This window comes from Paracoccus sp. S4493 (genome assembly GCF_000967735.1).
GTDB lineage: Bacteria > Pseudomonadota > Alphaproteobacteria > Rhodobacterales > Rhodobacteraceae > Paracoccus > Paracoccus marcusii.
The window spans coordinates 1-6,752 of sequence record NZ_JXYF01000106.1; the positions used below are offsets into that span (position 1 = coordinate 1).

2 protein-coding genes and 2 pseudogenes are annotated in these 6,752 nt (G+C 62.9%); 2 read left to right on the plus strand and 2 right to left on the minus strand.

From position 1 onward, the window contains the following. Positions 1-392 (plus strand): annotated as a pseudogene (locus TW83_RS19860) (integrase core domain-containing protein); the annotation flags it as partial. Positions 393-495: 103 nt separating this feature from the next. Here the strand turns inward: TW83_RS19860 and TW83_RS19430 are convergent. Next, positions 496-3,012, minus strand: coding sequence for a calcium-binding protein (locus tag TW83_RS19430; protein ID WP_157001582.1), 2,517 nt, complete (start codon positions 3,010-3,012; stop codon positions 496-498). A gap of 548 nt (positions 3,013-3,560) precedes the next feature. Then, positions 3,561-5,099 (minus strand): NAD(+) synthase, encoded by a 1,539-nt coding sequence (gene nadE / locus TW83_RS13390; protein ID WP_045983275.1) that lies wholly within the window; start codon positions 5,097-5,099, stop codon positions 3,561-3,563. Between the two features lie 1,377 nt (positions 5,100-6,476). On the opposite strand from nadE, the pseudogene TW83_RS13400 reads away from it, so the two are divergent. Beyond that, positions 6,477-6,752, plus strand: a pseudogene (locus TW83_RS13400) (hypothetical protein); the annotation flags it as partial.

Below are 6,752 nucleotides of genomic sequence, written 5' to 3' on the forward strand. Positions count from 1 at the left end.
AGCTTTCACGGGGCAACTCAATCCGTGCGCTCGCGGCGATCCCGGATACTTCGATATCCGGACGGCGCGTCGCACGAGAGCAATCGGCTCGAATCGAGCGTCAAGGGAAGCTTGGAACGATTGTCTCATACAACGGCACCGAACTAACATCGACCGCCATCCTGCGGTGGTGTTCCCAGCATCGGATCGAGTGGCACTGCATCGCGCCGGGAAAGCCGATGCAAAACGGCTTCGTCGAGAGTTTCAACGGTCGGATGCGCGATGAGCTGCTCAATGATGCCATGTTCCGCAACCTGGCTCATGCGCCTGTTGTGATCGCTGACCGGGCCGCCGACTACAACACCGAGCGCCCGCATTCGGCCTCGGATTACCAGACCCCGCCTGACTACGCGCTGGCCGTCACCACCGCAATCGCCCGCCCCGCTACGCGAGATAAAAGCTCCGCGCGTCGAGCGATTGCTCAACCCGGCAGGTCATTGCGACCCACCCTACTAATCATTTTCCAGCGGTCAGATCGGTCGACCTCAGCAATGCGACAAACCGAGAAAGCGTCGACCGGACGGCGCGTGCATGAAATTGGTCGGGCCGTGTGCGGGCAGCCAGCTTCGGTCCGATGATCCAGTAGACCCTCACAAACAAGCGACCGGCCCGTGTCTTGATCAGGTGGTTGTCGCGGAACGCGCGCAACGCAACGACGTCGGGATGCCAAGGATTTCCATAGGCGGACGTTGCGACGAAACAGGCGCCGCCAGAGGCGGATTCCTCATCCTGATCTGAATAGGGATCGTCCGGGTCGGGGGTGTGGGGATCGTCGGCAACCGGCGAAACGGAAGGCAAGTCGTCTTCGTCGACCGGTCGAACGGGCAGGTCGTCGTTCGGAAGACCCTCATCATCCTCTCGCAGTTCCAGACGGGCCATCGTCGCTTCCAGCTCGTCGAAGTAGATCGACGTACCCTGCTGGTCCGGCTGATCGAAGTTTCCCTCGCCCTGGCCAAAGACCTCGACAACCTGGTCATGCGTCAGCCCGTTCAGATAACTGTCCGTCACCTCGACGATCCGATCATGGTCCATAAAATCGAGAACCTGTTCGTGCAGCATGTCGATCCGCTCGGCCTGACCGGCAAGGATGACCTGGCTTCCGTCGGGGAGCCCCACCACAATGTCGCTGTCGATCACCTGCGATGCGTCGCGAAGTGCCCCCGCATCGGCGAAGGCTCCGCCAAAGCCGATATGGTCCCGGGTCGAAAAATCTAGGATGGACGCATCGCTGCCATTGCCGACCAGGAACAGGTTTCGTCCCCCGCCGCCTTCAAGGACACTGTGATCCCGCGGGTCGTCGCCGCTGGCCACGATCATGTCGTCGCCGTCGCCGCCTGTCACGGTGTCGTCGCCGCAATCCGCGAAGATCACGTCGCCCTGATCCGATGCCACAAGAACGTCGTCCCCCCTGCCGCCGGACAGGACATTTCTGCCGCCGCCCCCTTCTATCGTATCATCGCCGACATGGCCGCGCAGGATGTCGTGACCCAGCCCGCCGACGATCAGGTCGTCGACCATCCCGGTGGCCGGATCGGTGACGTTATGCGCCCCCTCGATGACCAGGTCGCGGCGAGGATCGGAGACCACGACGACCAGCATTTCTCCCGGTCTCAGATCGTGGCGATCCTGAACGCCGGGGCCGGAAACGACGTTCATGTCGGCCCGCGCGTCGGCAATGCCGTTCGTGCCCGTCACCGTGCGTGCGGATTCGTCGAACCAGGGTGAATGCGGCGAATCCGCGGGCGTCAGCGTCCGGACCGAGACGTGCATCCCGTCAGCGATGCCCCCAAGATCGACCCTGCCCGACCCGTTGGTCGGATTGTGCAGGAAGACGATCTTCTGGCTGTCATCCGCGAAACCGGAGGCGCCGATCCCGTCGGTCACAGCGATGTCCTGCAGGGCATGGGCATCAGTCATGGTGGTCTTTCCGACCAGATGGCTTTGCGCGATGTCGTAGATCTGCCCCATCGGCGTTGCGATCGCGACGATCTGTCCGCCGTCGCTCTCCGCCGGGGGAAACCGGGTGTCATAGAACTTGTTCGACAACCAGTCATAGGCGATGCCCCAATGGTCGATCGAATCAACGCCAAGATTCACCGCCTTTGAGAAAGCGTCGATCCAGGCCGCGCCCTGATCGATGCCGACGGCCGTGTTCGCGCCGATGTTGAATTCCGAGAGCGAGAACTTGAGCTCGCTGGAGAACCCCTTGAACCGCTCAAAGACCTCCATCGGGCGGATCGCCCAGTTCAGGTTCTGGGTGATCGTGCTGGCATCCGGATAGCTGTGCTGAAAGACCGTGTCGATCATGCCGCGATGTTCCAGCGAGATCTTGGAGATGATGTCTGCAGACTCCTGCGGCCCGTCCGCGGTCCATCTGCCGTCAGCGCCCTGCGTCGCGCGCCACTGGACACCCGCCTGAACGCCCAGGCCTGGGGCATGCCAGTCGGACATGTCGTCCGACAGCCGTTCGATCATGTCGTTGAGCTTGGGGATCTGCGCATTGGCGATCGCGCCGTATTGATGGCCCGTCAGGCTGCCCCAGGCCTTGCTGCCCCAGTATTCGTTGCCGATTTCCAGGTCCCTGACCACCGCGTCGGGAAACGCCTTCAACGCCGTCTCCAGCCTGTCGACATAGCGGTCGAACCCCGAGTGATCGAAGACGCCCCCCTGCTTGTCATAGAACTGGAAGGTCGGCACGACCACGGTCATCGCCTTGCCGGTCAAGGACGCATATTCCAACGCTTCGTTGATGGTCATGACATAGTTTTCGCTGCCGGGTTCGATCGGATCGCCGAACATCCGCGCCAGTCCGCCATTCGCCCAGGTCTGATCCTCGGTCACGCCGCCGCCGGGATAGCGAAACCCCGAGAAGTCGATTTCCTTGAGGGTTTCGGCAAAGGGCTGGCCATCCTTCAGACTGTCCCGCGTCAAGATGATGTTCGCGCCGAAATGAGCGTCCGTGATGAGTGACAAGGCGGTCTCCTTCAAGCCTGACCTGCGCTTGTTGCCGAAGGAGTGCCTGTCGACGCGCATGCGCCGATCCGCGTGGTCTGATGCGTCGGCCCGATCGACGCTATGCAAGAGCCCTTGATAAACCGTGAAGACGCGGCGGATTTCGACATGGCATCAGGATTGCGACCTAGGCCTGCATCGCAGTAGCCGCTGCTCACAATTGCCCAACCTGTACGCCAACTCGGCCCCGCACCTTTCGCTGAAACCTGACGATGACGCATTCCAGCATCGTAGCCTTTTGAAATTACAAGTATTATTGGAATTCCAACAGCTTTCGGCCGCTTTGCGATGAACGGGGCGCGCAAAATAAGTGCCGTTGCTGTGCGTCCGCGCCGGCGCTGTATCCAGAAGGCTGCTCCGGATGGATCAACGGTGCGGGGATTCAGCGTCGCGAATGCCGGTGACGACCATAGTCCTTCAGAACAGACCAACATTCTGTGCGAGACAGCGCTTTGCCAAAAGCTGCGCCTGATATGGCATCGCGAAGGCGCATCCGCGATACCGCACCGTTACACGCTCTGGCCTGCATCCACGCCCGCGCCTGCTGTGCTATCAAGCAGGGAAATACCCAACTGCAACGCGGCACCGATGGCCTTGGTCAGAACGACGTCAAGCGCGCCCGCGAACTGACATTCCCTCACCACGGGTGCGCCCCCGCGCAGGCAGGCCGCAATGCAGACATATCCCGCGGGCTTACCCTGATCGTCGTCGGGACCGCCCACGCCGGTGATCGCCAGCGCCAGCCCGGCGCCGGGGGCCGCATCCAGCGCACCTGTGGCCATCTGCCGGGCCACCTGCGGGTCATAGACCGTCCGCTCCTGGATCAGCTGGGCGGAGAGCCCAAGTGCATTTACCTTCATCGACGGGGCATAGGTGACAAAGCTTCCCTCCAGCGCGGAGGAACTGCCGGACACGCCCGCGATGCTTGCCGCAAGCAGGCCGCCTGTGCAGGATTCCGCCGTCACCACGCGGCAATCATGCCGCTCCAGCAGCTTGCAAAGCGTGCCGGCGGACGCGTGCAGATCGTCGGGAAACCCGATGTCCACCCGCTGCCTGCGCAGGATGGCGGGGCGGAACAGCCTTTCGTCCAGCCGGTCGATCATCGCAAGCCGATCGGCTTTCGGATGCGCAAGATTGATGGGGTTGACGCGCGTGAACCAGGTCCGTCCCAGCCGCGTCACGACGGTCGACACGATCCTCTGCGCATGCGGGTCGTCGTCTGTCCCCAAGCGCCGCTGGACATCGGCCATATCCATGTTGGGACTGTCGTTGCGTGCCTGATCCATGGCAAAGACCACGATGTCCCATTCCAGATAGGTCGCGCCGATCTGCGCCTCGTCTCCGGCACCTATTCCCAACCCGTCGGTCGGCTTGGCGCGCCACGTGTGCTCAGGGACACCGATATTGCGGGCCAGCCACGGAATCTCCCACGACTTGAGCAGACCCTGTACCGGCGCCAAATCGTCCACATCGCCATGCAGCGTCCAGAAGCCCGCCCCCAGCTCTGAAAAGTTGTCCGTGCTGGCGACCAGGCCCCCGAGCCGGTGAGCCTGGTCGTAAAGCGTCATCATGCGCAATCGGGCGCGCAGGTTGCCCCGACGGGTGCGTGCCCCGTCATCATCGGCGGTCGCGATGCCGGGGTGCAGTCGGGCCATGGCGGACACCATGGCGTCGTATTCCGCTGACAGATCCAGGTGAAAGTGTTCAAGGCCCAGCGCCTTGCAGGCGTCGATGCCGCGGTCGGTCTCCTCCGGCACCTGATGGATGGGCAGGGTCAGTCCGATGACCTGCCAGCCCGCCGCCTTGAACAGCGCCGCGGTCAGCGCCGAATCGACGCCACCCGACATCCCAAGGACCGCCGTTCCGACCCCGGCCTGCCGGCGATAGTCCTGCAATTGACCGATCAGGTGATCCTGCACCCGCTGCAACGCGGGCGCGGGAAGAAACAGGCCATCCTTCACCTGTTCGGTGAATTTGCGCGCGAACCAAGGCGACAGCGCCCCTGCCTGGTCCTGTCGCGAGAGGTTCAGAATTTCCGTTTCCAACATGGTGCACCTGATTTGGACTGGACCCGTATACCCATCCAAAGGGGCATTTTGTTCCCGCGCAACCGGACGGACTTCGAACCCGGGTGCCCGCTACGCGGTCGCGTGATCCCAAGGCGGCACCGACTGCCAGTCCGGATAGTACTGTATCCCAATCATCGGCGTTTGAGACCCCGCCTCGGGGCGAGCCGCAGGAGTTTTCAGATTTTATTACTGCGACGTGAAGGAGCCCCCTTAGAACCCGCCTTTCGATCACCCTGCTCGTGGCACGATGCTCAAAAGCAAAGACCGCTCAATTAGCCCCAGCAGCATTCCGGCTGCCGCGCGGAGTGATTTCCATCACGCCCGCTGGTCACAGCCAAGGACGCCCATGCGATCTAAGCGCCGGGGCAAAGTCGGGGCGCCGTCCACAATATCTCCGCAAAACGGATAGACGGACGCCGGAATGCGCTCAAAGATCGAGGAACCGCAACCGGAGTTTGTCATGCGAAGCGTCCGGTCGAACGCCTGCCGCACGCCCCTTTCGTCAATGGCGCGTCAATGTTCTTGCCGGGAAATTCCTGAGCCTGTGATGGTACAGGCTGGAAAAGCGACCGGCATGGGCAAAGCCCGCCTCGGCGGCGGGCTAGGTCACATTCATTCGCCCGGACAGCAGATGGCCACGAGCATGATCCAGGCGGATCTGCGCCAAGCAGTTGCGCGGCGCGAACCGTCCGCATTCGTCAAACGCCAGCTGCAACGATCTGGGGCTGCAGTTCAGCCCTCCACAAATCGCAATGATGCCCACCGGCTCGGCGTGGACCGCATGCATCAGTTCGATCGACTGCCCCGACCCTGCGCCGCCCCGCCCCGCCCGACACAGGGCACCCCGTGGGCGCGGTAAGGCTGGCCCCAAGATCGCTTGGGACTTCAGCAAGCAGGGCGGACAGATGCCCGAAGGTCCGGTCCGCGACAGCCCCAGCGGCCCCATGTTCAGCCAGCGACGGTGTCTCGCTGATCACGCACCGCAGATCCGCGACCTCCGGCATCCGGGGTACCTGCACGCAGCGGGTCAACTCTGCAGGCAGATCGTTCAACCGACAGGCCTGCCGCAGGGCGGCGCGGGGAACTGTCAGAAGGTCCGCCAGATAGGGCGCCGATGGCCCGCCGCGCTTGACCGTGGTGCGCCGACGGCTTGGATCAAGGGCCAGCACGCGGTTCGCGACGACCCCGAAGACTTCGCCCCTCACCTCGCTGTGGACGGTCCTGGACCATGGCACCTTCCGCCTTCGGACAGGCTGCACTGTCGGTGGGGCCATAGGGACGATGATTCACGACATGCAATGTCCGACGATCCCATGCGCGCTGGAACCCTTGGGTCCAACAGGAACGAACGACGTGATGAGACGACCTATCGCATGGCTGGCCGCGGTGACGATGGTGGCCGGCAGTCCGACAGTCGCCGACACCATCCCCCACGAGACGGTCCGCCTTGCCAGCGGGACCTCGGGGACCACCATGGCGGGGCAGGTCAAGTGTTATGACAGAGTCCAACACGCGATGGGCGTGACGATGGGGCAAAAGCTGGACGTGCAGCTAGATAGCGGCAATTCCAGCCTGTATTTTACCATAACCGCCCTCGTGCCAGCGCTGCGCTGTGCAAGCTGCTTTCAATCG